The organism is Shewanella sp. Isolate7 (genome assembly GCF_022398425.1).
Lineage (GTDB): Bacteria > Pseudomonadota > Gammaproteobacteria > Enterobacterales > Shewanellaceae > Shewanella.
On sequence record NZ_JAKEVJ010000027.1, the window covers coordinates 19,592 to 44,202 of the forward strand.

18 protein-coding genes and 1 tRNA gene are annotated in these 24,611 nt (G+C 52.5%); 8 read left to right on the forward strand and 11 right to left on the reverse strand.

The window, feature by feature from the left end; all coding sequences use genetic code 11:
- The first annotated feature begins 95 nt into the window (after positions 1-95).
- The 5 genes from rpsU (at position 96) to L1D47_RS08730 (ending at position 4,846) form a co-directional block, all read left to right on the forward strand.
- Positions 96-311, forward strand: a complete 216-nt coding sequence (gene rpsU / locus L1D47_RS08710) for a 30S ribosomal protein S21 (protein WP_006080725.1) — start codon at positions 96-98, stop codon at positions 309-311.
- Positions 312-317: 6 nt separating this feature from the next.
- Positions 318-761 (forward strand): GatB/YqeY domain-containing protein, encoded by a 444-nt coding sequence (locus L1D47_RS08715; RefSeq protein WP_041510297.1) that lies wholly within the window; start codon positions 318-320, stop codon positions 759-761.
- A gap of 97 nt (positions 762-858) precedes the next feature.
- Complete coding sequence (dnaG, locus tag L1D47_RS08720; RefSeq protein ID WP_239884101.1) at positions 859-2,586, forward strand: DNA primase; 1,728 nt, start codon at positions 859-861, stop codon at positions 2,584-2,586.
- A 125-nt stretch (positions 2,587-2,711) separates the two neighbouring features.
- On the forward strand, positions 2,712-4,553 hold the full coding sequence (rpoD, locus tag L1D47_RS08725; RefSeq protein WP_152619144.1) for an RNA polymerase sigma factor RpoD: 1,842 nt from the start codon (positions 2,712-2,714) through the stop codon (positions 4,551-4,553).
- 216 nt (positions 4,554-4,769) lie between these two features.
- Positions 4,770-4,846: transfer RNA gene (locus L1D47_RS08730), tRNA-Ile, on the forward strand.
- 82 nt (positions 4,847-4,928) lie between these two features.
- Here L1D47_RS08730 and L1D47_RS08735 read toward each other — a convergent pair.
- Both L1D47_RS08735 and L1D47_RS08740 read right to left on the reverse strand, forming a co-directional pair.
- The gene (locus L1D47_RS08735) at positions 4,929-5,396 is read right to left on the reverse strand and encodes a response regulator (RefSeq protein ID WP_239884103.1); all 468 of its coding nucleotides are present in this window, start codon (positions 5,394-5,396) and stop codon (positions 4,929-4,931) included.
- Positions 5,397-5,434: 38 nt separating this feature from the next.
- On the reverse strand, positions 5,435-8,950 hold the full coding sequence (locus L1D47_RS08740) for an ATP-binding protein (protein WP_239884110.1): 3,516 nt from the start codon (positions 8,948-8,950) through the stop codon (positions 5,435-5,437).
- A 241-nt stretch (positions 8,951-9,191) separates the two neighbouring features.
- Between L1D47_RS08740 and L1D47_RS08745 the strand changes: the two genes are divergently transcribed.
- Together L1D47_RS08745 and L1D47_RS08750 are read left to right on the forward strand one after the other, a co-directional pair.
- The gene (locus L1D47_RS08745) at positions 9,192-11,642 is read left to right on the forward strand and encodes an EAL domain-containing protein (protein WP_239884112.1); all 2,451 of its coding nucleotides are present in this window, start codon (positions 9,192-9,194) and stop codon (positions 11,640-11,642) included.
- Positions 11,643-11,784: 142 nt separating this feature from the next.
- Positions 11,785-12,732 carry an SPFH domain-containing protein gene (locus L1D47_RS08750; protein ID WP_239884114.1) on the forward strand — a complete coding sequence of 316 codons (948 nt, stop codon included), beginning with the start codon at positions 11,785-11,787 and terminating at the stop codon, positions 12,730-12,732.
- A gap of 233 nt (positions 12,733-12,965) precedes the next feature.
- Here L1D47_RS08750 and L1D47_RS08755 read toward each other — a convergent pair whose 3' ends face one another.
- The 8 genes from L1D47_RS08755 to L1D47_RS08790 form a co-directional block, all read right to left on the reverse strand.
- On the reverse strand, positions 12,966-14,252 hold the full coding sequence (locus L1D47_RS08755; RefSeq protein ID WP_239884116.1) for an FAD-binding oxidoreductase: 1,287 nt from the start codon (positions 14,250-14,252) through the stop codon (positions 12,966-12,968).
- An 84-nt stretch (positions 14,253-14,336) separates the two neighbouring features.
- Complete coding sequence (locus tag L1D47_RS08760) at positions 14,337-15,164, reverse strand: ABC transporter permease subunit (protein WP_239884118.1); 828 nt, start codon at positions 15,162-15,164, stop codon at positions 14,337-14,339.
- Positions 15,161-16,069 carry an ABC transporter permease subunit gene (locus L1D47_RS08765; protein WP_239884120.1) on the reverse strand — a complete coding sequence of 303 codons (909 nt, stop codon included), beginning with the start codon at positions 16,067-16,069 and terminating at the stop codon, positions 15,161-15,163. Before L1D47_RS08765 ends, L1D47_RS08760 begins: the two co-directional genes overlap by 4 nt.
- Before the next feature lie 10 nt (positions 16,070-16,079).
- On the reverse strand, positions 16,080-17,216 hold the full coding sequence (potA, locus tag L1D47_RS08770; protein ID WP_239884122.1) for a polyamine ABC transporter ATP-binding protein: 1,137 nt from the start codon (positions 17,214-17,216) through the stop codon (positions 16,080-16,082).
- 99 nt (positions 17,217-17,315) lie between these two features.
- On the reverse strand, positions 17,316-18,416 hold the full coding sequence (locus tag L1D47_RS08775) for a polyamine ABC transporter substrate-binding protein (RefSeq protein ID WP_041510288.1): 1,101 nt from the start codon (positions 18,414-18,416) through the stop codon (positions 17,316-17,318).
- A gap of 277 nt (positions 18,417-18,693) precedes the next feature.
- Positions 18,694-20,043: a glutamine synthetase family protein gene (locus L1D47_RS08780; RefSeq protein WP_239884124.1), complete on the reverse strand. Its 1,350-nt coding sequence runs from the start codon at positions 20,041-20,043 to the stop codon at positions 18,694-18,696.
- A gap of 6 nt (positions 20,044-20,049) precedes the next feature.
- Positions 20,050-20,811 (reverse strand): gamma-glutamyl-gamma-aminobutyrate hydrolase family protein, encoded by a 762-nt coding sequence (locus tag L1D47_RS08785; protein ID WP_041510287.1) that lies wholly within the window; start codon positions 20,809-20,811, stop codon positions 20,050-20,052.
- A gap of 419 nt (positions 20,812-21,230) precedes the next feature.
- The gene (locus L1D47_RS08790; RefSeq protein ID WP_041510286.1) at positions 21,231-21,779 is read right to left on the reverse strand and encodes a cupin domain-containing protein; all 549 of its coding nucleotides are present in this window, start codon (positions 21,777-21,779) and stop codon (positions 21,231-21,233) included.
- A gap of 183 nt (positions 21,780-21,962) precedes the next feature.
- Between L1D47_RS08790 and L1D47_RS08795 the strand changes: the two genes are divergently transcribed.
- Complete coding sequence (locus L1D47_RS08795; protein ID WP_239884126.1) at positions 21,963-23,267, forward strand: FAD-binding oxidoreductase; 1,305 nt, start codon at positions 21,963-21,965, stop codon at positions 23,265-23,267.
- Positions 23,268-23,322: 55 nt separating this feature from the next.
- On the opposite strand, the gene L1D47_RS08800 is transcribed toward L1D47_RS08795, so the two are convergent.
- Complete coding sequence (locus L1D47_RS08800; RefSeq protein WP_239884130.1) at positions 23,323-24,177, reverse strand: sulfurtransferase; 855 nt, start codon at positions 24,175-24,177, stop codon at positions 23,323-23,325.
- Between the last annotated feature and the right edge of the window lie 434 nt (positions 24,178-24,611).

Here is a 24,611-nt window from a genome sequence, read left to right on the forward strand (position 1 = left end):
AGGTCGACAGTCGGTATAGAATTCCGCACCATTTTTAAATTAACTTGGGTTAAGAAATTAACTCAATACAAACTACACCTAAGGGGTGATGGCGTATGCCAATTATTAAAGTACGTGAGAATGAACCATTTGACGTAGCTCTACGTCGTTTCAAGCGCTCTTGTGAAAAAGCTGGTATCTTAGCCGACGTTCGTGCTCGTGAATTCTACGAGAAGCCAACTACTGCACGTAAGCGCGCTAAAGCTGCTGCAGTTAAGCGTCTTGCTAAGAAGCTTTCTCGCGAAAACGCGCGTCGCGTACGTTTATACTAATCTCTTATGAGCCTAGTTGATCAGCTAAAAGACCAGATGAAGGAAGCCATGCGCGCCAAAGATAAGGTGCGTCTGGGAACAATTCGTATGGCACTGGCTGCCATCAAGCAGATCGAGGTGGATAACCGCGAAACGCTAAATGATGATCAAGCCATAGCTGTCTTAACCAAAATGGTTAAACAACGTCGCGACTCTATCGCTCAATATGAAGCGGCGGGTCGCAACGAACTAGCAGAAGCAGAAGCCGGAGAGATTCGAGTCCTCGAGACTTTCCTGCCTAAGCCTCTTTCTGAAGAAGAGGTTGCCGAGCTAGTCGATGCTACTATCCAAGCGGTAGGTGCATCATCCATGGCGGATATGGGCAAAGTAATGGGAGCATTGAAACCTAAGGTACAAGGGCGAGCCGACATGGCGTCAATTGGCGCTCTGATCAAGGCAAAACTCAAGTAACCTTAAGTTCGATGTATGAATGAGCCGTGCCTACGCACGGCTTGTTTGTTTCTACTCTTTCGGTTTAATTTCGCGAAAAGGCGGCATTTATACAGCAATGGCGATACCTCGTGAGTTTATTAATGAGCTTGTAGCTCGCACCGATATTGTCGATCTCATCGACGCCAAGGTCCCCCTGAAGAAGGCGGGCAAAAATCACTCTGCCTGTTGTCCCTTCCATAGCGAAAAGTCTCCCTCCTTTACCGTCAGCAGAGACAAACAGTTTTATCACTGCTTCGGCTGTGGCGCCCACGGCAATGCCATCGATTTCGTCATGGAGTATGACAGACTAGACTTTGTAGATGCCATCGAAGAACTCGCCGGCCGCTTAGGTCTGGAAGTGCCCAGAGAACAAGGCACGGGCAAACGCCGCGACGAGGGGCTAAGCCGTGACCTCTATCAGTTGATGGAAGAGGCTAGCCGCTACTTTCAGAACCAACTGAAACAGCACACGGACAAGCAGAAGGTGATCGACTATCTCGCCCACCGAGGACTGTCCGATGAGGTGATCGAACACTTCAACATCGGCTTTGCGCCCGATGGCTGGAATGGTCTGCTGGGACGTTATCGCCAAAACCAAGATGCCCAGGACAAGTTACTCACCGCGGGCATGGTGATCGAGAACGACAGCGGCAAGCGTTACGACAGGTTTCGCGACCGCCTCATGTTCCCTATCCGCGATCGTCGCGGCCGGGTCATTGGCTTTGGCGGTAGAGTCTTGGGTGACGGTACACCGAAATACTTGAATTCGCCGGAAACGCCCATATTTCATAAGGGCTATGAACTCTACGGCCTGTATGAACTCAAACAGAGACACAGGGATCCCAATCAGATCCTGATTGTCGAAGGCTATATGGACGTGGTGGCCCTGGCTCAGTTTGGCGTCGACTATGCCGTCGCCTCCCTAGGCACCTCGACCACGGCAGATCAGTTCCAGCTATTGCTGCGCAGCGCCAAAGAGGTGGTCTGCTGTTACGACGGCGACAAGGCGGGCAACGAGGCGGCCTGGCGGGCGCTGGAAACTGCCCTGCCCCTGCTCAAGCCAGGCGATCAGGTAAAGTTTATGTTCTTGCCCCAGGGGGAAGATCCCGACTCTCTGGTGCGTCAGATAGGCAAACCGGCCTTCGAGCAACTGATTGCCGAGGCCAAGCTACTACCGGAATTTCTGTTCGATACCTTAGCCAACCGCTACGGCACGGACAAAGGCACCCTGGCTAAACAAGCCATGGGCCTGATAGAGAAAGTACAAGACACTGTTCTGCAGAGCCTATTGCTGGAGAATCTGGCCTACAAGCTCGGCATGAACAGTGCAGAAGAATTGCAGCGTAAACTCGGCTTTAAACGCATTGACGCAAATAAGCCTCTGCAAAACAAAGCGCTTAAGGGACGCGGTACCCCATTGCGATTGGCCATCGCCCTGTTGGTACAGCATCCGCACCTTGGCAATAACCTGCCGGTGCAGCCTGCGCTAAAACATATCAAGATGGCTGGCATAGATTTGCTCAGCCTCTTACTCGACAGAACTCGCGCCGAGAAGGTTAACAGCGCACAACTACTTGAACAGTTCAGGGGTGATCAACAATTAGACACCCTGAAGAAATTAGCCCAATGGGAGCATCAAGTGGCGGATGAAAACCTTCAGCAAGAGTTCAAAAAAGCCCTGATTTGGTTGAACAATCAATATATTGAGCAACGTTATCAGGAATTGAGCTTAAAACAGCACCATACTAAAGAAGAGCGGATGCAACTTAAAAAGCTCATTGCAGTAATCCAAGGGCAAGCTTAGAGCAAAATTTGTCTCATAAAGTAAACACTTGGACTAGCACAGCACAGTGCACACGGCTATAATTGACGATTTGCGCGGCACACATTGCCCGTCGTTGTAACAGTTACCCAACTTGGATGATATCTATGGAGCAGACTCCGCAGTCGCAACTCAAATTGTTGCTTGCCAAAGGTAAAGAGCAAGGTTATTTAACCTATGCAGAAGTGAATGATCACTTGCCTGCAGATATGGTCGATTCTGATCAGATCGAAGATATTATCCAGATGATTAATGACATGGGTATTCGCGTCTATGAGCAGGCGCCGGATGCCGATGAGATCATGATGTCTGAAGACAGCACCGATGAAGATGCTGCCGAAGAAGCTGCCGCAGCACTGGCTACGGTTGAAGCTGAACTGGGTCGTACCACAGATCCCGTGCGTATGTACATGCGCGAGATGGGTACGGTAGAACTTCTGACCCGCGAAGGCGAAATCGTTATCGCCAAGCGTATCGAAGAAGGGATCAACACGGTTCAGGCGTCTGTAGCCGAATACCCTCAAGCGATCGCCATGATCCTTGAGCAGTACGACCGCTACGAAGCTGAAGAAGTCAGACTATCGGACATTATCTCTGGATTTGTTGACCCCAATGCCGAAGACGTGGCGCCAACGGCGACTCACATCGGCTCTGAATTGTCAGACGACGATCTCGACGATGAAGATGATGAGGGCGATGACGAAGATGATGACGGCGATGAAGACGATTCGCCAAAAGGCCCAGATCCGGAAGAAGCGCGCGAGCGTTTCACACAGCTGCGTGAAGCACATGAAAAAGCCTTAAAGATCATCGAGATTAAGGGTCGTGAACACCCTGAATCGACAGCTGCCCTGTTCGAAATTGGCGAGATCTTCAAAGAGTTCCGTCTGGTACCTAAGCAGTTCGACCGTCTGGTGAAGAACATGCGTGAAATGATGGACAAGGTGCGTATTCAAGAGCGCCTCATCATGAAGCTGTGTGTCGAGCAGGCCAAGATGCCGAAGAAGAACTTCGTTAAGGTCTACACCTCTAACGAAAGCAGCATCGAATGGTTCAACGAAGAGATTGCCGCCAAGAAACCTTATGCCGAAGGGCTGGAGATGGTTGCCGAAGACGTGCAACGCTGCCGTGCCAAGCTCGATGCCATCGAGAATGAAACCGGCCTGGCCATTGCCGCCATCAAGGATATCAACCGTCGCATGTCTATCGGTGAAGCCAAGGCTCGCCGCGCCAAGAAAGAGATGGTTGAGGCTAACCTGCGTCTGGTAATTTCTATCGCCAAGAAATACACCAACCGTGGCCTACAGTTCCTGGATCTGATCCAGGAAGGTAACATCGGCCTGATGAAGGCGGTGGACAAGTTTGAATACCGTCGTGGTTACAAGTTCTCGACCTATGCGACCTGGTGGATCCGTCAGGCGATCACACGTTCGATTGCCGACCAGGCGAGAACCATCCGTATCCCGGTACATATGATTGAGACCATCAACAAACTCAACCGTATCAGCCGTCAGATGCTACAAGAGATGGGACGCGAGCCGTCACCGGAAGAGTTGGCCGAGCGCATGTTGATGCCGGAAGACAAGATCCGTAAGGTACTCAAGATTGCCAAAGAGCCTATCTCAATGGAAACCCCTATCGGCGATGATGAAGATTCGCATTTAGGTGATTTCATCGAGGATACGACCCTCGAGTTGCCATTAGACAGCGCGACCGGCGAGAGCCTGAAGAACGCCACTCACGAAGTACTTGCTGGCCTGACTGCACGTGAAGCCAAGGTACTGCGTATGCGTTTCGGTATCGATATGAACACAGACCACACCCTAGAGGAAGTGGGCAAGCAGTTTGACGTAACTCGTGAGCGTATCCGTCAGATCGAAGCCAAGGCACTGCGTAAGCTACGTCACCCGTCTCGCTCAGAGATCTTGAAATCTTTCCTGGATGAATAGACTCGCTAAAAGCAGCTAAGACAGACAGCTAAAACAGAGCCGAAAAGCCAGCCATAGTGCTGGCTTTTCTATTTTAGTCTCCGCCTAACAAGCCGATTGCACAACAGATAAGCAGTTGAATTCAAAGTTCAGAATTCTTGCCAAATCGGTGGTGACAAGCGCTTTTAAACCTCGTATACTTCTTTGCGCTTTCGATAGTGACGACTATCTTAAGTCGGCCCCTTAGCTCAGTTGGTTAGAGCACACGACTCATAATCGTTAGGTCCACAGTTCAAGTCTGTGAGGGGCCACCAATTTAAAACAAAAAAGCCTGCACCCTGTGCAGGCTTTTTTGTTATCCGTATCGCCTCATTCTAAGGCTTACCGCGCCCAAGACTAACTCGGCACCTTGCCTCTGGCCTCCTGCTGCAACATAAAGCGCAACAGATCCGACTGACGTTTCAGCTGCATCTGGTTTTTCACCCTCGCCTGGGCGATCACCGCATTGAGCGGTTTATGGATAAAATCTAACGCTCCCAACTCAAAGCCACTCACCTGCTGCTCCTCGTCATGATGTGCCGAGACAAAGATCACTGCTATATCCTGAGTATTCGGCTGAGATTTCAGTTGCCGGCAGACCTCAAAACCCGACATACCCGGCATCTCGATATCGAGCAACAACAGATCCGGCTTAAAGCTATCGCACAAGGCGAGAGCCTCCTGGCCACTCAGGGCCGAGGCGATATCATACTCCTTACTCAATAGCTGCCTGAGAATGATGATATTGACCTGCATATCATCGACGATCAGTATTCTCCCCTTACGAGAAAAAACTAATGGAGACAATTCGTTATTCTGTTCCATTAACTACCTATCGACCTTTAATCGTTAAAATTTGTTCGTTAAGTTTGGGCAGAGGCATTTTGTACCTCATCCTGGTTTTCGAGCGTCTCCTGCAGGCGCTCCATCAACTTCTCATAGCAAGGCTTAATCACCCCGAAGAGTAGATTCAACTTGTCACAGTTTTTCATCTTAGCCTCCATTTCCAGGCTCAAAAACTGCTCCTGCAATTGTATGGCGCCTAGGCTACTGGAGAGCCCTTTAAGCCCATGGCTAAGCTGGCGCACCTTCTCAAAATCCTCGGCAGCAATCGCATCTTCAAGCTCCCTGAGTTGTCCAGGCGTCGTCTCGTGATACATCTGACAGATCTCGGCAAACAAAACCTCATTGTCCATCAGCCGACTCAGAGCCAGCTTGCGATTCCAGACATAATCTTCATCGTTAACCTGGATCTCCTCATGGGGCTGGGATTCTAGCTGGATTTTCTGATCGGCTTTCTCACAGACCGACACTAACCAGTCGACCACCTTCTCCTGCAGACGCTCAGCCAGGATAGGCTTGGTGATATAGTCATTCATGCCCGCCTCGATACACTTATCACGCTCGCCCATCAAGGCGCTAGCCGTCATGGCAATAATAGGGGTATCGACAAACACCTCTCCCGCCTCCCCAGCGCGGATCGCCCGAGTACAATCATAGCCATTGAGTATCGGCATCTGACAATCCATCAGGATAACCTGTACCGTCAATCCCTCTTGCTCGCATTCCCGTAGCCTGGTTAGTGCCTCCTGCCCATTGGTGGCTCTGACAAACTCCAACGACAGTTCCGACAAGATGCCCTGAGCAACCTCTATGTTGATCTCGTTATCATCGACCACCAGCACACGTGCCCCTTTGACACAGTGAGCCACCTCGTCGTTAATCGCCAGTGCACGTTTACTCTTGCTCGATTCAACACCTGTGCTAGTTTTCTGGGCGCCGAACTTGTGCATAAACTCGGAAAACAGCAGCGGGTTGTTCAAATATTCAAGCTCGATATTCTGCAGGGATTTATTACCATCGGCACTCTTTTGAAAAGCCAGTACTCTAGGCAAGCGTTTATGGGTTGCCGCCAGCGTCGGCCAGAGGCTATCGAGATCCGTAAGCAGTGAGTGACGCTGCTCGACAATCAACACATGAGGAAGCACCTCTGGTACAGGGGCATCCTGATTGAGCCAGTCACGAATAGGCGCGCCAGGCAGCAACTTGCCACCTAGGCGCGCGATTGCCCCCTCGACACAGGCCTGCTGCGCCTCGTTGACCAGCAAGACACTACAGGTCATCTCATGGAGCAGCGCTTCGGGCGCCATCAACTTAAACTGGCCCTGGTGCAACACCATGGTGAAGGTGAAGCTGCTCCCCTGCTCCTGATGCGATTCAAAACTCATCTTGCCGTTGAGTAGCTCACTGAGTTCCTTACAGATCGAAAGCCCCAAACCTGTGCCACCATATTGCCCCGCTATACTGGAGGTCGCTTGGGAAAAGGCAGTAAAGAGCTTGGCCTGGTTCTCCTCGGCAATGCCTATGCCGGTATCAGACACCTGACAGGTAAACTCGAGCTCTCCCGTCTCTCGCAGACGACTAAAAGCCCTCACCTTGATATATCCCTGCTCGGTAAACTTGATAGCATTGTTCACTAGGTTAGTGAGGATCTGGGTGAGTCGATGGGCGTCGCTCTCTATGCTCTGGCAACGAAGATCGACCACATCGATGACAAACTCGACCCCCTTTTCCTGCGCCTTCACCGCCATACTGCTGCAGACACTCTCAACCAGGTTGAGCGGGCTAAAGGTACTGATGTCCAGATCTAACTTGCCCGCCTCTATCTTAGAGAGATCAAGTACATCATTGATCAGCGCCGAAAGAGCGTTTACGCTCACCTCGGCCATCTCCAGATAACGCTCCTGTCGCTCGCTCAGTGACTCCTTACGAACCAGATTCAGGGTGCCCACGATACCATTTAACGGTGTGCGCATCTCATGGCTGATGTTGGAAATGAAGGTACTCTTCACATAGCTGGCCTTTTGCAGCTCCTGAGTCCTGATGGCCACCTTCTTCTCTAACTCTGTGTTGACCAATTGGATCTTCTTGGCCGCCTGCTTCTCGATGGAGACATCACGCATGATGACGGCTACGCCCAAGGCAAGTTTGTTTTCTCCTAAGATGGGGGAAACCGACACAGAGAGATCCACATTACGCCCCTCGTTCATCGGCAGAAGCGCCTCGAGGTTAAGCGTCTTATTGCCCTGATTAGCCTTGCTCACCAACTCGGCCAGATTGACTTCGGGCAGCAGCGCCAGCTCGTTAATAAAGTGCCCCTTGGCGTAATCGGCGTCATAGCCAAACAGCAACTCGGCGGCGCGGTTCCAATTATTAACCACCCCGCTGGTGTCCACCCCTATGATGGCATCTTTGGAGCCATCTATGATGGCCGCAGATTGCGCCTTTTCCTTGGCAAGCGCCTGACTATTGCGGGCACTGCGTCCCAGGATAATGACCACAAATAGAAACAACCCGCCAATGGCCAACATAAAGGTGTAGACACTTATACGACGTGATACCGCCATCTCCTGCACATATTGCTTGGGGGCCATCAAAGTGGCGGTAAGCCGCCCACTCAGGGCATCGTTCGACAGCGTAATTGTCCGCCTATAGGCATAATAGGGCCTATTATCATGGTAGCTGTCCAGCACCAGCTCAAAATTGCGTTTAAGGGTCTTACTCGCTTGGTAGTGTTTATCCCAAACCAACTCGGGATGTAAGTCCCGGCTAAAGCGCATCTCCTCATTGGGATGGACCAGGAAATAGCCCTCACCGTCGGTCAACACCAGGTCGATAGGGGCTGGCACTAGCCGCTTAAAGGAGGCAAGCAGCTCACCGGCATTGATGTTGACGATCAGCAGGCCAAATCGGCCACCACCGTCATCGAAAATCGGTGTCGCCAGGCGGAGCATGGGGCGGTATGGATAATCTATCTTGCCAAACTCACGGTTCAGGGTGATGGACGAGGTATAGATCTCCCCCTGTTGCAACGCTTTGCTGGCCTGAAAGTAGTCCCGCCCCTGCTTGTTCTGCAAGTTGATCTCTTCAACCACCTGCACCGAGCCACCGCGCCGGTCAACCCGAATCAGCTCCATGCCTTCGTCGCTCAGTATGCGTAGCTGTTCATATTCACTATTGTTCTGCAGAAACGCGACGAAAATGGTTTCGAGACGATGACGCCATTGCTCGTAACGGGTCTCGTCCACGGGATCGATTCCCTGATTGTTTTTCGCCCGCGACAAGCCCGAGATAGGCGGCGTCTCAAACAGAAAACGTAAGTTATTAAAATAAGTGTTGAGTCTATGCTGAGCCTGGTGATTGACCTGCTCGCTTTGAGCCTCAAGATCGACACGCAGACTGTCGACGATATTCTGGTTTAATTGAGACTCGAAACTGGCGACGATGATCAATGCCACCGCCAGCACTAACAATGAGGCGATCAGCAGCAAAGAACGTCCGCCAAAGAGAGAAGATAAGCGTGAAATCTGTCGCACCATGGACTTTAACTCCTTTTAACATCCAACCTCAGTAACACACTGTTATTAAAACAATAATCTTTAAGCATAAGCGACGCACTGCGCAGTACTCTATCGGAAGTTATGGCCATTTCACGGCTGTTACTAACTCAAAAGTTGTAATCAAACGCAATTTCACCGCTTAGCATTAAAAATCCCTAAGCAAACTGATTATAGTCGGCTAAGCTAAATGTAGGCGGCAGATTTGAAAAGGAATTCTTTTATGCTTTTCGGCAACGATGTGGAGGCTCGGCAAAAAATATTAGTTGTCGACGATGAAAGCGCGAATCTACATCTACTGGAACAGTCCCTTACCGATCTGGCCGAGATCATCTGTAGCACAGGCGGCCAGGACGCGCTGGACAAGGCAGAACAACATCAACCCGCCATCATATTGCTGGATATCGAGATGCCACAAATGAATGGCTTCGAGATGTGCAAGCGCCTGAAGAACAATCCTAAGACCTGCAACAGCGCGGTGATCTTCGTCACCGCCCATAGCGAGAGCAGCTTCGAATATAAGTCCCTCAGCTCAGGTGGCATAGACTTCATCCACAAGCCCATAGATCTCACCACCTGCCGCCTGCGCGTCAAGAACCACCTGCTACTCAAGCGTCAGGAGCAGACCATCATAGAGGCACGCCAGGACATGCAGGCCCTGGTCAATCAGATCCCCTCATACATCTCCTATTGGTCCAAGGATCTGCTCAACCGTTTCCATAACGACTACAACGGCAAGTGGTTCGGCACTATCCCCCAGGACGCGCTGGGCAAACCGGCCTCGAGCCTGTTACCCAAGACACTGTATGAGGAGCTATTGACGCGCATCGCTAGCAACAAACTCAAGCATCAATTTGAGATTGCTCTGGAGAATAAGCCAGACAAAATCGAATATGCCCAGGCCCATCTCACCATCAGAAAGCACGAGGGCCGTATCGCAGGCTTGCTGCTGACCCTAACGGATATCACCTCCATCAAGCAGGCCAAGAGCCAGCTGGATATGGAGAATCGCCGCCTGAAAATCATGCTCAATACCATAGGCGACGCTGTCATCGCCACCGATAGTAAGGCTAAGATCACCTTTATGAATCCTATCGCCGAACGCCTTACCGGCTGGGTAAGCCGTGACGCCATCGGCCTGCATATCGAGCAGGTAATGGATCTTTGCGATGCCAAGACCAAATACCGTAGCCCCAACCCGGTCACCATAGCCATCAACGAGAAGCGCAACGTCGCCATGGCGCTCAACTGTCAGCTCACCAGCTTAGATGGCACCATATTTCAGATAGAAGATTCGGCGGCGCCCATTACCGACAGCGAGGGCGAGGTCACTGGTGGCATCATGGTGTTCCATGACTGCAGCGAGTCCGTGGCCATGTCGCTAAAGATGAGCCATCTGGCGAATCATGATCAGCTCACGGATCTCCCTAACCGCATCCTGTTACATGACAGGATCAATCATGCCTGCGCCGTGGCCGACTCCTACGACACAAGCGTCGCCCTAATGTTGATCGACATAGACCACTTCAAATACCTCAACGACTCTTTAGGCCACAGTTATGGGGATCAGGTGATCAAGCAGGTTTCGAAACGATTACAGTCCCTCATCGATCCCATTGCCACCCTGGGGCGCATTGGCGGCGACGAGTTCATCCTGCTGCTCCCCTCTCTGAGCGCCACCAGCCAGGTTGACTCGATCGCCACAGATATCGTGAGAAGCCTCAACACGCCTTTTCGTATCGATGGTCAGGAATATACCCTGTCGGCCAGCGTCGGCATAAGCATCTACCCCTCGGACGCCCTCAGGCCCGAGGAGCTGATGACCCATGTGGATGCCGCCATGTATCGCGCCAAGGACCTGGGCCGCAACCGCTTCTGCTATTTTTCAGAAGATCTGGAGCAGGAACTGGTTAAACGTCACGAACTGGTTACCCTGCTACGCAACGCCATTGATACCGAGGCCATTGAGGTCTACTACCAGCCTAAGGTAGATCTAGAAACCAAACAGATCATCGGCGCCGAGGCCCTCGCCAGGCTTTACGATCCCAACGGCAAGCTGATCTCCCCCCTAGATTTCATCCCCCTTGCCGAAGAGACAGGCCTCATCCATCAACTGGGAGAGATCATCTTAAAGCAGAGCTGCATGGCCGCTAAGGCATGGCAGGATAAAGGCAAGCCTCTGCAGATAGCGGTCAATATCGCCGCCAAGCAGTTTAACAACCCAGACTTTTGTGACTCCGTGGCCAAGGTGCTTGAACTCACTGGGCTCGACAGCAGCTTCCTGGAACTTGAGGTAACAGAAAGCTCCCTCATGTATGATTTCGATGAGGCACTCAATGTACTCAACACCCTCTCCTCACTTGGGCTGAGCATCGCCATCGATGATTTCGGCACCGGCTATTCGAGTCTCAGCTACCTCAAGTTCTTCCCGGTAAATACTTTAAAAATCGATCAGTCTTTCGTGAAGGATATGCTGGGAGATGAACAGAGCCTGGATATCGTCAAGGCGGTGATCCATTTGGGCAAATCCCTCAAGCTCAAACTGATCGCCGAAGGCATAGAAGATGCTGAGCAGCTGCAAAAACTGGTTTCACTGGAGTGTGAACAGGGCCAGGGCTATATGTTCAGCAAGCCACTCCCCCTAACAGAATTTGATCAACGCTTTATTCGCTAACGCTCCTTCCCTCCCCCTTCTTTCCTCTTCCCTTGCCTCTAAGGGGAAATAACGTAACATCCTCAGCGCCTTAACCTGTGTGTAACACTCGTTACTCATTCATGCGATTGAGGCCTAGAGATACCGTCACGAAGGAGAGAGCATGACAACACTACCCAAGGATATCGCCAACCTATCGACTATAAAGAGCAAAGGCAAAGGCGCCATTGTCTTGGTCGCCGGCTTACTTTTCGCCCTTATTCTATTCAGCCAGACCATGTACACGGTTGACGAGGGACATGTGGGCATCATCAAGCGTTTCGGTCAAGCGACAGAGCAGGTCAACCCGGGCCTGCACATCAAGATCCCTTTCGTCGACAAGGTAGAGATCTTAGAGATACGTACTCGCAAGAATGTCGAGAAGCTCAATGCCTCGACCCACGAGCAGATGCCGGTCACCGCCGAGGTGTCGATCAACTGGACCGTCAATCGTGACCAGGCCTTCGATCTGTTCAAAAGCTATGGTGGCCTGAGCCAGTTCGAGTCTCGCATTCTGGATCCAAAACTCAGATCGGCCGCCAAGGATGCCCTTGCACGCTATAAGGCCGAGGAGATCATCCAAAACCGCAGCCGGGTGATCGCCCAGATCGAAGACTTCCTCATCGAAGAGATGAAGGAGTACCCGGTCAAGCTCGACTCGGCGCAGCTGGAAAACCTCGGCCTGCCGCAGAAGTATATCCAGTCTATCGAGACCAAACAGACAGAGAAAAACCTGGCGGCCGCCGAGAAGCATCGTCTTGAAAGACAGAATCTGGAGGCTCAGCGCGAGGTAAACACGGCCAACGCCAAGCGTGATGCCGCCAAGGCCACCGCCGACGGTAAGGCCTATGCGATTCAAACCGAGGCCATCGCCGAGGCCGAAGCCATTCGCTTAAAGGGTATCGCCGAGGCCGAAGCCATCAAGAAGAAAGCCGAGGCGCTGAGAGAATCGCAGACCCTGGTGGATTATGTACGCGCTCAGCAGTGGAACGGCCAGATGCCCACCACCATCATGGGCAGCGACCAGAGCGTGCTGTGGAATATGACCAGTAATACCAATCGTAATAAATGATTAATCATTCTAGCTTGTTAAAACGCTCGATAACTGTATTAGTATTTTTAATTGTAGAATAACTACTTATCTAAAAATCCTGCTTTGTTCTCAAGCGTTTTTCCTGCGCTATTTCTGATCACACATTTACTGTGATTGGTATAAGAGGCAGTAAGCTAACCTTACATGCCTGATTCATAGGCACAAAAAAGCCCGCATCTCACGGGCTTTTTATATTGACCAAACATAGCGGACTACACGCCCAGCTTGTCACGCATCGTGTAGTACCAGGCACCTATGGCCGAGAAAGGCACCTGCAACAGGTGACCGCCCGGGAAGGGGTAATGAGGTAGCTGAGCAAAGGCATCGAAGCGTTTCGCCTGGCCATTGATGGTCTCTGCCAGTATCTGCCCCGCCAGGTGCGTATAGGTTACCCCATGACCGCTACAGCCCTGAGAGTAATAGATATTACCGCCGATACGCCCGACCTGCGGCAGGCGTGACAGGGTCAACAGGAAGTTGCCCGTCCAGGTATAATCTATCTTCACATCCTTGAGCTGCGGGAAGGTCGCCAGCATCTTGGGACGAATGATCGCCTCGATGTTGGCAGGATCCCGGGCGCCGTAGACCACGCCACCACCATAGATGAGACGCTTGTCGCCAGACAGCCTGAAATAATCCAGCAGATAGTTACAGTCTTCGACGCAATAGTCTTGCGGCAGCAGCGAGTGCGCCAGCTCTTCACCAAGCGGCTCTGTGGTGATCACCTGAGTACCACAGGGCATAGACTTGGCCTGTAGCTCGGGCAATAAGCCCTTGAGGTAGGCGTTACCGGCCACGATAACAAACTTGCACTTCACCGACCCTTCCTGGGTGTGCACCACAGGGCTATCGCCCTGATCGACGCGGATCACCGCCGAGTCTTCAAAGATCTGTCCCCCTAAGGACTCCACCGCATCGGCCTCACCCAGCGCCAGATTCAGCGGGTGAATATGGCCGCCACTCTTGTCTAACATGCCGCCCACGTAGCGCTCGGTATCCACCACGCCGCGTATGCCCTGCTCATCCAGCAGTTCAAGATGTCCAAGGTGACCATGCTTTTCCCACAGCGCCTTTTGCGCGGCGAGGTGACCCATCTGCTTCTTGTTCAGCGCCGCAAACACGCCGCCCTCTTTGAGATCGCACTGAATATTGTACTTGGCGACCAGTCCCTTAAGGATGCGTCCGCCTTCGAAGGCCATCTGCCCAAACAGCTTGGCCTGCTCAGTGCCGACCACCTTCTCTATGGTGTCGATATCCCGGCTGAAGCTGTTAACTATCTGGCCGCCGTTGCGCCCAGATGCACCGAAGCCGACCCTGGCCGCCTCCAGCACAGTCACCTTAAAGCCTGCCTCTAGTAAATGAATCGCAGAGGAGAGCCCGGTGTAGCCGGCGCCAATAATACAGACATCTGTCTCTATGTTGTCACTGAGTTTGTCACGTAACTGTTTGGTATTGGCAGACGCCGCATAATAGGAATTTGCATGAGGTGTACAGGTCATATCATTCACCCTGAATCGTTATAATAATGGCTTTGGTTGACAGGCGCCGCGGGGCGCCTGCTATCTAGAGCTAACGCTGCGAGCCTAGTCGCTGACCATACGGCTACGTTTGTCGGCGCGTCTGGCGAGGTACCAAGAGATGAAGGCAATCAGCGAAACAATTAAGATGATCAAGGTCGCCAACGCGTTGATCTTAGGCGATACCCCCATACGTACCGAGGAAAAGACCACCATAGGCAGGGTCGTCGCCCCAGGCCCAGAGGCGAAGCTGGCGATCACTAGATCATCCAGCGACAGGCTGAAGGAGAGCAGCCACCCCGCAATCAGCGCCGGCGAGATCATAGGCACTGTGATGTGGAAGAAGGTTTTGAGTGGCGTCGCGCCTAAATCCTGAGCCGCCTCCTCGATAGACATATCCAGCTCACGCAGCCTGGATGACACCACCACGGCCACATAGGCGGCGCAGAAGGTCGAGTGGGCGATCCACACCGTCAGCATGCCACGCTCGGCCGGCCAACCCAGCAGGTCTGCCATGTGCACGAATAGCAGCAACAGCGACAGACCCGTGATCACCTCTGGCATAACCAGCGGTGCGGTGATCATGTTCGACAATGTCATCTTGCCCCAGGAGCGGGCGAAGCGTGTCATCACGAAGGCCGCCATGGTGCCGAGAATCACCGCCATGGTGGAGGCGAAGAACGCCACCTTCAAACTGGTCGCCACCGCATCGAGGATCTGATCGTCGCGGAACAGTTCACCATACCACTTGGCCGAGAAGCCGCCCCAAACCGTCACCAGCTTAGACTCGTTGAAGGAGTAGAAGACCAGGATGAACATGGGCGCGTAGAGGAAAAACATCCCAGCCCAGAGCATCAGCGTGGAGAAACTCAATTTTCTTAGTCTGTTGCTCATATCGTCTTCTCCATACTTCTGGACTGATAACGATGAAATAGGGTGATAGGGATAATCAAGAGTGCCAACATCACGATGGCGAGCGACGAAGCGACCGGCCAATCACGGTTGTTGAAGAACTCCTGCCAGAGCACCTTACCTATCATGAGCGAATCAGGACCGCCCAATAGTTCAGGGATCACAAACTCCCCGACCACAGGAATAAACACCAGCATAGACCCAGCAATCACCCCACCTTTCGACAGCGGCAGCGTTACCTTCCAGAAGGTATTGAGACTGCGTGAGCCGAGATCCGCCGCCGCCTCGAGCAAACTGCCATCGAGCTGCGACAGGTTGGCGTAGAGAGGGAGGATCATAAAGGGCAAATAGGTATAGATGATGCCGATATAGACGGCGAAATTAGTATTGAGCATCTGAATCGGCTCGGAGATCACCCCCAGCCACATCAGCAGGTTATTGACCACGCCGTTGTTACTCAGTATCCCCATCCAGGCATACACACGGATAAGAAACGAGGTCCAGGATGGCAACATCACCAAGAGGATCAGCACAGTCTGGTGCTGCTTAGGTGCCCTGGCGATAGCATACGCCATGGGGTAACCAATCAACAGACAGCCGAAGGTGGTGACCAACGCCATCTTGAGCGAGCCCAGATAGGCATTGATATAGAGATGATCTTCGAAGATCAGAATATAGTTGCCCAGATTGAGCATGATCTGCAGCGACTCGTCGGCATATTGATACAGCGCCTCGTAGGGCGGGATCGCCACGGCCGGCGTCGACAAACTGATCTTCAATACGATGGCAAAAGGCAAGGCAAAGAACATCAGCAGCCAGAAATAGGGCACGCCTATGGTCCAGCATTGCCCCTTGGGCAAACGAAACTTTATTGGCTTCTTCTTCATAACGCCCCCGTTAAGATCTCAGTACAACGGCACTGGTCGCTTCCCAGCTCACGAAGACATCCTCTTCCCAGGTGGGCGAATCGGCGCGGCGGTCGCTGTTAGTCATCACTGACTGAATAAGCTGTCCATTACACAGGCGTATGTAGTAAACCGAGATGCCCCCCAGGTAGGCGATATCTTCTACCTTACCGGCGCACCAGTTGCGCGCCTCGCTTGGCTGCTCGCGGCTGATGTGAGTCTTCTCGGGACGAATCGCCACCCACACCTGGGTGGTATCCACACTGGTAGACACACCGTAGCCCACATAGAAGGGCTGAGGAATGTTGGCCACATTGATCACCACGTGGTCGACCTCATCCTCGACAATATCCCCCTCGAACAGGTTCACGCTGCCGATAAACTCGGCCACCATGCGGTTAGCCGGGCTCTCGTAGATATCCATTGGCGAACCGGTTTGAGCGATCCAGCCATCGTTCATGATGGCGATGCGCTCGGCCATGGTCATGGCCTCTTCCTGATCGTGGGTAACCATCACACAGGTCACCCCGACCGCCTCGAGAATGTCCACCACCTCGAGCTGCATCTGAGTACGCAGTTTCTTATCCAGCGCCCCCATAGGCTCGTCCAGTAGCAGGAGTTTTGGACGCTTGGCCAGCGAACGCGCCAGGGCCACACGCTGACGCTGACCACCGGAGAGCTGATTAGGCTTACGCTTGGCATAAGGCTCCATGTGAACCAGCTTGAGCATCTCTTTAACACGCTGTTCTATCTCATCCTTGGGCATCTTGTCCTGCTTGAGACCGAAGGCGATATTTTGCGCCACCGTCATGTGCGGAAACAGGGCGTAAGATTGGAACATCATATTGATGGGGCGCTCATAGGGTGGCATATCGGTAATATCCTGGCCATCGAGATAGATGCGTCCCTCGGTCGGCTTCTCAAAGCCAGCCAGCATGCGCAGCAGCGTCGATTTCCCCGAACCTGAGCCGCCAAGCAGTGCAAAAATTTCCCCACGATTAATATTTAGCGAGACGTCGTCCACGGCGCGAACATCGTCAAATAGCTTGCTGACTCTCTCGATCTTCAGCAACACCTCTCCTTGCGTCTTTGTTGTCGGTTTGTTGGTGACGCCCGAATTGCTAGCCATAATACTTCTCCACAAAAAGCACCAGTAAGGCACCTACTGCAATAGTTAAGATGATCTTAAAGAAAGGAGGGCAAGTGACCTTGCCCTCTAATACAGGCATTACATGCCAGATTTGACCTTGGTCCACACGCGAGTCATGGCACGCTGCGCCTTCATCGGACGCACATCGGCCACATACAGGCGTGACAGCACTTCAGGGGTAGGATAGATAGCCGCGTCGTTACGGATCTCTTCATCCACCAGCTCCTGAGCAGGCACGTTAGGGTTAGCGTACGCCACATAGTTAGTGATAGGTGCAATCACCTCGGGGCGCAGCAGATAGTTGATAAAGGTGTGAGCGTTCTTCACGTTCTTTGCATCGGCAGGAATCGCCAACATATCGAACCAAAGGTTTGAACCCTCTTTTGGAATAGCATAACCAATCACCTGACCATTCTCGGCCTCTTCGGCGCGTGCGGCGGCCTGGAAGACATCACCCGAGTAACCAAATGCAACACAGAGATCGCCATTGGCCAGATCGGTAATGTAGCGTGATGAGTGGAAATAGGTCACGAAGGGACGGATCTTCGCCATCACCTCACCCGCCTTGGCGTAGTCTTCGCTCTTAGTGCTATTTGGATCTAAGCCTAAGTAGATCATCGCCATCGGCAGCATCTCGTCGGCACTGTCCAACAGTGAGAAGCCACACTTAGAGATCTTCTCGGCATACTTAGGATTAAAGACCAGCTCTAAAGAGTCTACCGGCGCATCTTCACCCAATACCTGCTTCACCTTAGCCTCGTTATAGCCTATGCCAGTGGTGCCCCACAGGTAAGGCACGGCGTGCTCGTTACGCGGATCGGCAGTTTCCAGCTGCTTCATCAGTTCAGGATTGAGGTTCTTGTGGTTGGTCAGCTGTGACTGATCCAACTTCTGGAAGGCACCGGCCTTGATCTGCTTTGCCAGAAAGTTGTTTGACGGCACCACGATATCATAGCCAGAACGACCCGATAGCAGCTTAGCCTCGACCACTTCGTTGCTGTCGAACACATCGTAGACCACCTTGATGCCCGTCTCTTTCTCAAAATTGGCGAGGGTATCTTCGGCGATATAATCAGACCAGTTATATACTCTAACCACCTCTTCGGCGCTGGCGACAGAGCTTGCAAATACCCCGGCGGTGACCAGAGCGAGTGTTGTCATTTTCTTTAAAAGCTTCATGCTATCTCCTTGTTAGCTTGCCAGTAGTCTGATGATTACTGTCATTGCATTGCCGCTTGTGACGGCTTTCATTGTTATTATTGCCAATGCTACAGCTTACAACTGCATCGAACCTGTTTAACATTCATCGCTAGTGTAAAATCGAACATATCCACCATCAATATGAATTTATATCTATTTACACCGATTAGTTATCCATGATTCAACCAGGGGGTTAATCCCCCGGCAATCTTGCTTCATTTTGTCGCCAACCCTGCCCCAGAGTGGTGCAGAGCCGCTAGACGGTCAGTAGTAGGAACTCGCGCTCCCATGAACTGATCACCCGGCGGAAGTTTTCCAGATCCGCCTGTTTCACCGCGATATAACCTGTGGTAAAGGTATCCCCCAGATATTCCCTAACCGCCGAGCTTTCCGACATCACCGCCAGCGCCTCTTCGAGGGTCAGCGGCAGACTGATCCCCTGGCGATTCTCGTTAGCGCGTCCATGCATAGGCGTGGAGGGTTTCACATCTTCCACCATGCCCATGTAACCACACAGCAAGGTGGCCGCGATGGCCAGATAGCTGTTGGCATCGGCACCGGCGATGCGGTTCTCGATGCGACGGTTCTGTGGCGACGACTCGGGAATACGCAGACCACAGGTACGGTTCTCATCGCCCCACTCCAGATTCACCGGCGCCGAGGTGCCGGGCAGGAAGCGTCTGAAAGAGTTTACGTTGGGTGCCATCAGGGGAAGCAGCTCGGGAATATACTTCTGCAGGCCGCCTATGTAGCTCAGGAACTTAGCACTTTTCGTGCCGTCCTCGTTAGTAAAGACATTCTTGCCGGTCTTGATATCCACCACACTCTGGTGAATATGCATAGCGCTGCCGGGCTCGTCGGTGACAGGCTTGGCCATGAAGGTGGCACACACATCATGCTTAAGCGCTGCCTCACGCAGGGTACGCTTAAACACAAACACCTGATCCGCCAGCGACAGAGGGTCTCCATGGCTGAAGTTGATCTCCATCTGGGCCGTGCCCTCTTCATGGATCAGGGTATCGATATCCAGTCCCTGAGCCTCGCACCAGTCATACATATCTTCAAATAAGGGATCGTACTCGTTGGCGGCATCGATTGAGAAAGACTGACGACCCGACTCCTTGCGACCACTGCGGCCCACGGGCGGGATCAATGGAATATCGGGATCTGAGTTTCTATGGGTCAGATAAAATTCCATCTCGGGCGCAACGACTGGCTTCCAGCCCTTATCTTCATAGAGCTTGAGCACTTTCTTTAGCAGGTTACGGGGCGACAGCTCTATGGGGTTACCCATCTTGTCGAAGGTGTCGTGGATCACCTGGGCAGTGGCTTCGACCGTCCAGGGCAACATGAATACCGCGTTCGCGTCCGGGACACAGACAAAGTCGATATCCGCCTTATCCAGCAGGCTGTCATACAGGTCGTCATCAACATAATCGCCGGTCACAGTCTGCAGCAGCACACTCTCAGGCAGGCGCATCCCCTTCTCGTCGATAAACTTATCCACCGGGGCGATTTTACCGCGGGCGATCCCCGTCATATCGCTGATGACACACTCCACCTCGGTGATCTTATTGGCTTTCAAATAATCGATTAACTTCTTCATGCTTCACTATCTCTTGCGTTGAGCTGCTCTGGCTTGGCAGGCTTGACTAAAGGCACTGAAAATTGAGCGATAGAAAGGGTTCTCTAACACCTTCCATTCGGGGTGAAACTGCACCCCCAGCGCGAAATTTTTCGCCTCTTTGACCGAAAATGCCTCGATTAATCCATCGGGGGCATAGGCTTCTGGCCGCAATCCAACACCCAAACGGTCAACACCTTGAGTGTGCACAGAGTTCACCTCTGCCAAATTGCGGCCCCAAGCCTCGTGGAGTAATCCCCCCGGTTCTATCTTCAACGGATGAGACAGGCCGTACTGCACCTCGACGTCTGCCGTCTTATCTTCTCTGTGTTCAATATAATCGCCAACTTCATGCAATTTCTGATGCAGGCTGCCACCAAATACCACATTCATCTCCTGAAATCCCCGGCAGATGGCCAGCACAGGCACACCGGCATCGATCGCCGCCTTCAGCAGCGGCAGATTGGTAGCGTCGCGTTTGGGATCGTGTAGGGTATCTGGGTCACTCGCCACACCGTCATAGTGATGGGGCTCGATATTGGAGGGCGAACCGGTGAACAGCAGGCCGTCTAATCTGGGCAATATCGTCTCGGCCGGGCAATGGCCAAGTGCGGGGATCACCAAGGGCCAGCCCTGGGTGGCATCGGCAATACTCAGTAGGTATTTCTCGCCAACGATATTGAATGGGTGCAGGCCTACCTGTTGATTACAGGCCGTGACACCGATAACAGCAAGTCCTTCATCGGACATAGTTCACCTTTAGCTTTGTTGCGTCTTCTTATAGTTATAGCAATGAACAGACTTCAACCAATGTTCATTTTTTCACACACTACACTGAAATAGTTGACGAGGCAATAGCCCGCAGAAAACAAAACATACAATAGAATAACAATTAGAATAAAACTCAATTAAAACAACATTAAAAGAGAAATAAAATTAATGTAAAGCCGAAAACAGGCGAAAATCACGCCAGGGGTTTTGTGAACCAGCTCCCACAGAAAAGCCAACTTCAGAAATGGACCTCATGGCCTTAATGGACAAAATTATTTACATAATCAAGCATACAATGGCTCAGCCGTATGGGCATAGACATACCGACATGGGCAGGGAAGCAATAGAGAGGGGGAAGGATGGATAGGCCGGGCGATACCCGGCCTACTAATATTTTGTTAGAAGTTTGCCGGCGTCGTGGCGCTGACGATGCGACAAGGCTTGTCGAAAGGATTGCGGAACCTGTGGGGCAACTCACTGTTGAAGTAGTAGCTATCGCCCTCGCTAAGCACATAGACTTCATCGCCTATGGTGATCTCCAGTTGGCCCTCGATCACCATGGCCGCCTCTTCACCTTCGTGCTGTAGCATCTCTTCGCCGGTATCAGACCCAGGCGGATAGACCTCGTTCATCACAGACATGGCGCGGTTAGGGTAGTCTCTGCCGATCAACTTGTAGTCCAGGTTGCCATCGCCGATATCCAGCAGCTCGCCAGAGCGGTAGACCACCTTCTGCTCGCTGGGCATGCTCTCCTCGATAGAGAAGAAGTCCACCAGCGACATGGGCAAACCCGACAACACTTTCTTCAGGGAACTCACCGAAGGACTGACGCTGTTCTTCTCGATCATAGAGATGGTGCTGTTGGTCACGCCGGCACGCTTGGCCAACTCGCGTTGCGATAACCCTTTCATTTTACGAACAGCTTTGAGATTTGCGCCTATATCCAAAAAACATCTCCTATTCAACAAGACCCCGGAAGAAACAATTTTCCATACTAGTTTGTATCAAACTAAAAAGCATGTTAAATATAATCAACAGGTGTGAATTATAACCAACTCAAGGGTCAAAAGTATACTTACTCTGGCCAATTTAGTCGAATAACAAGAATAAAACCCTCACTCGGAGCCAAAATGACCACCAAGCGCCCTGTCCACAGTGACCAATATCCCGACTCTTACTATCATGCCACCGCCAATGCCCTGGAAGCTTTACCTCAACTCACCGAACGAATCAGCGCCGATGTCTGCATCGTCGGCGGCGGCTTTAGTGGCATCAATACCGCCATCGAGCTAGCCGAGAAGGGCTTCGACGTCGTCCTGCTCGAAGCGAAACGGATCGGCTGGGGCGCATCGGGCCGCAACGGCGGCGAGCTGATCCGAGGCATAGGTCATAATGTTGAACAGTTCCGCAACGAGATAGGCTCAGAAGGCGTCGCGGCCATAGAAGAGATGGGCTTCGAGGCGGTCGACATCGTCCGTGAGCGCATCGCGAAACACAATATCGACTGTAATCTACAGATGGGCTATTGCGATCTGGCCACCAAACCCAGACACATGAAGGAACTCGCCGCCGACTATCAGGAGATGCTCCACCAGGGCCGCGAGGGCTTTAAGCTACTGGAGAAGCACCAGCTTGGCGAGGTGATCGGCTCAGACCTATACTGCGGCGCCCTGGTCGACATGAACAGCGGCCACCTGCACCCACTCAACCTTGCCCTGGGCGAGGCCAAGGTGGCGCGTAGCCTGGGCGTTAAGATGTTCGAATACAGCGCCGCCACCAAGATAGTCAAGGGCGATCGCCCCTGCGTACATACCGAACACGGCCGCGTCGACTGCCGCTATCTGGTGCTCGCCGGTAACGCCTATATCGGCCATGAACTCAACGGCTATGTAGGCGGCAAGGTGCTGCCCGCCGGCAGCTACCTGCTGGCCACCGAGCCGCTCACTCAGGCCCAGTGTGATGCACTGATCCCGCAGAATATGGCGTTCGCCGACATGCGTATCGATCTCGATTACTTCCACCTCTCCCAGGACAACCGCCTGCTGTTTGGCGGCCTGTGTACCTATTCGGGCAAAGATCCCAAGGATATCGACGCCGCCCTGCGTCCCAACCTGGAGAAGGTCTTCCCCCAGCTCAAGGGCGTTAAGATAGAGTATGAATGGGGCGGCATGATAGGCATAGGTGCCAACCGCCTGCCGCAGATAGGTAGACTGTCGGATTGCCCGAACATCCTCTATGCCCAGGCCTATGCCGGTCACGGCGTCAATGCCACCCATATGGCGGCCAGGCTTATCGGCGAAGCCCTGACGGCCCAGGCGGAGCGGTTCGATATTTTCGACAGGGTCCAGCACATGACCTTCCCTGGGGGGCCGAGATTCCGCTCACCCATGCTGGCCGCGGGCATGTTGTACCACAGGCTGAAAGACCTGTTCTAACGATAAAGGGTAAACATAAAAAAGGTGCCTAAGGCACCTTTTCTTTTGGCTATTCTCAAGCGCCCTGCTCTATGGGCAGCTCGGCATTGCGGCCCCAGTCGGCCCAGGAACCGTCGTAGAGCACCGCCTTATCGTGGCCCGAGGCCACCGAGGCTAAGATCAAGATACAGGCGGTGATACCCGAGCCACAGCTGAAGATCCGCTCCTGTTCACTATCCTGTTCACCCACCAGGGCGGCAAACATGGCCTGCAGATCTTCGACCCGTTTCATCCTGTGCTCGCGCAGCAGCTCGCCAAAGGGGAGGTTCAGCGAACCGGGAATATGACCGCAACGCACGCCGGGTCTCGGCTCGCCAACCTCACCGGCAAAACGCCCAGGGGCGCGCGCATCTAGGACAACACTATCGCTGCCCAGAGATTCGAGTACATAGTTGGCATCGCAGATAAGACCCGGCTGATAATCCGCCACATAGGGCACAGACTCTTCATCCAGTACCGGCGTTTGATAACTTTCGCTGGTCATGCGCGCCTCGCCGAGCCACTGCGGCAGGCCGCCATCGAGCACATAGACGTTTTCGTGCCCCATGAGCTTAAACATCCACCAGGCTCTGGGCGCGCTATAGATCCCCTGGTTATCGTAGATCACCACCAGGCTATCTCTGTCGATACCCAGCGCCGTGACACCTTGCTCAAACTGCTCTGGGGTCGGCATGGCATGTAGCTGAGCTGAATCGGTATCGCAAAACACCTGCTCAATATCAAACTTCTGCGCTCTGGGAATACAGATGAACTCATCGTATAAAATGGGCTCCTTGCCCACCACGCTCTGCATACTGGCGTCGAGCAATACCAGATTCGACTCAAACAAATTTGCCTCAAGCCAGGCGGTGGTAACTAACGGGTATTCCAATTCCATAGTGACTCCCAATGTGGGGGCTAATCAACATCTGTCTGGCCCCTCTTATCAATCGTATGACGCTTATCTGTAAAGACAATATACGATGCAAGGGACTCAGGACAAGTGATACCAATCGTAATAAATAATTGATCATTCTAGCTTGTTAAAACGCTCGATAACTGTATTAGTATTTTTAATTGTAGAATAACTACTTATCTAAGGAAGGTGCGAATAAGTCCCGTGCTTGCTCTGCGTGTGCTTAAAGTGGATAGATGCTAGGCACAGTTTGCAGCGAATGGCCCTAGTCCTTCGCAAGAACTGTAACGCAGCAAATACCGCTGTAAGCCTCGCCCTGCGGGGCTTTGATAGCAACACCATTTCGGCGTTATTCAACTTCAGCAGGCCTCGGCATGCCCTCAGTTGAATGCCTTGAACTGTCGCTGCTA

Coding starts and splice junctions, on each gene's coding strand:
- L1D47_RS08740 (WP_239884110.1), bottom strand. CDS start 8,950: ATGGTGCGACAGATTTCACGCTTATCTTCTCTCTTTGGCGGACGTTCT.
- L1D47_RS08765 (WP_239884120.1), bottom strand. CDS start 16,069: ATGAAGAAGAAGCCAATAAAGTTTCGTTTGCCCAAGGGGCAATGCTGG.
- L1D47_RS08755 (WP_239884116.1), bottom strand. CDS start 14,252: ATGACCTGTACACCTCATGCAAATTCCTATTATGCGGCGTCTGCCAAT.
- L1D47_RS08760 (WP_239884118.1), bottom strand. CDS start 15,164: ATGAGCAACAGACTAAGAAAATTGAGTTTCTCCACGCTGATGCTCTGG.
- L1D47_RS08750 (WP_239884114.1), top strand. CDS start 11,785: ATGACAACACTACCCAAGGATATCGCCAACCTATCGACTATAAAGAGC.
- rpoD (WP_152619144.1), top strand. CDS start 2,712: ATGGAGCAGACTCCGCAGTCGCAACTCAAATTGTTGCTTGCCAAAGGT.
- L1D47_RS08780 (WP_239884124.1), bottom strand. CDS start 20,043: ATGAAGAAGTTAATCGATTATTTGAAAGCCAATAAGATCACCGAGGTG.
- rpsU (WP_006080725.1), top strand. CDS start 96: ATGCCAATTATTAAAGTACGTGAGAATGAACCATTTGACGTAGCTCTA.
- L1D47_RS08775 (WP_041510288.1), bottom strand. CDS start 18,416: ATGAAGCTTTTAAAGAAAATGACAACACTCGCTCTGGTCACCGCCGGG.
- L1D47_RS08745 (WP_239884112.1), top strand. CDS start 9,192: ATGCTTTTCGGCAACGATGTGGAGGCTCGGCAAAAAATATTAGTTGTC.
- L1D47_RS08795 (WP_239884126.1), top strand. CDS start 21,963: ATGACCACCAAGCGCCCTGTCCACAGTGACCAATATCCCGACTCTTAC.
- L1D47_RS08785 (WP_041510287.1), bottom strand. CDS start 20,811: ATGTCCGATGAAGGACTTGCTGTTATCGGTGTCACGGCCTGTAATCAA.
- potA (WP_239884122.1), bottom strand. CDS start 17,216: ATGGCTAGCAATTCGGGCGTCACCAACAAACCGACAACAAAGACGCAA.
- L1D47_RS08735 (WP_239884103.1), bottom strand. CDS start 5,396: ATGGAACAGAATAACGAATTGTCTCCATTAGTTTTTTCTCGTAAGGGG.
- dnaG (WP_239884101.1), top strand. CDS start 859: ATGGCGATACCTCGTGAGTTTATTAATGAGCTTGTAGCTCGCACCGAT.
- L1D47_RS08715 (WP_041510297.1), top strand. CDS start 318: ATGAGCCTAGTTGATCAGCTAAAAGACCAGATGAAGGAAGCCATGCGC.